We start from the raw sequence: 718 nt of genomic DNA on the forward strand, positions 1-718 counted from the left end.
GCACCACAATCGCCCGACCCTCAAAAAACTCTAACACCTGATCAAGGTGGTTCCGAGACACCTCCATGCCATAGAGCACATGCGGTGGATCGTAGTCCGCATACCCCGACCAAGAATGCCTGTACCGCGAATCATTATCCACTGTCTGCAACAACTTTGCAGTCCACTTCGCCATGAAATAGTCAATTTTTTCTTGATCTTGGAAGAACACATCATAATCCTTCAGCACAAAGAAGAACCCCTGACTCAAATCCAGCCAATGCAAATCCTCAAGATACTCATGAATCCAATCATCTGGCATATCAGGAATCTCCTCAGGAAACTCAATAGCCTCAAAAACTATCATGGCATCTTCCTCAGAGCCTGAAGACTTTAAAAACTTTTCACAGGAAAGCTCAATAATCTTCCACCCAGCCTGCCGCAACAGCTCTAATTGCCGCTCTAAAACACCATCCTCCCGAACATAAATAACCGGGAAAAAGACGTCATCCCACTCATCAGTATAAAAAACCATAATATTTCTACTTCTCAATGGGCGTGAAGATTTCTCCGTGCGCGCGGACGACTTCTAACCCTCAGTATCCTTTGGTTTAACCGTTATACCCCGCCAACTCCTAATAGTATCTTCCTTATTTTTAACATACACTGGATACTCAGCCCCAGGGTTATCTTCATCAAACTCAGGCACCACAATCGCCCGACCCTCAAAAAACTCTAA

The 718-nt window shown here is 44.8% G+C and carries 1 protein-coding gene; it reads right to left on the reverse strand.

Annotated elements, in window-relative coordinates; translation table 11 throughout:
- The coding region (locus HMPREF2958_RS04260; protein WP_070696912.1) for a hypothetical protein at positions 1-514 on the reverse strand (514 nt) is incomplete at its 3' end.
- Positions 515-718 lie beyond the last annotated feature (204 nt).

The sequence above is a fragment of the Rothia sp. HMSC036D11 genome (assembly GCF_001814205.1).
Taxonomy (GTDB): Bacteria; Actinomycetota; Actinomycetes; order Actinomycetales; family Micrococcaceae; genus Rothia; species Rothia dentocariosa.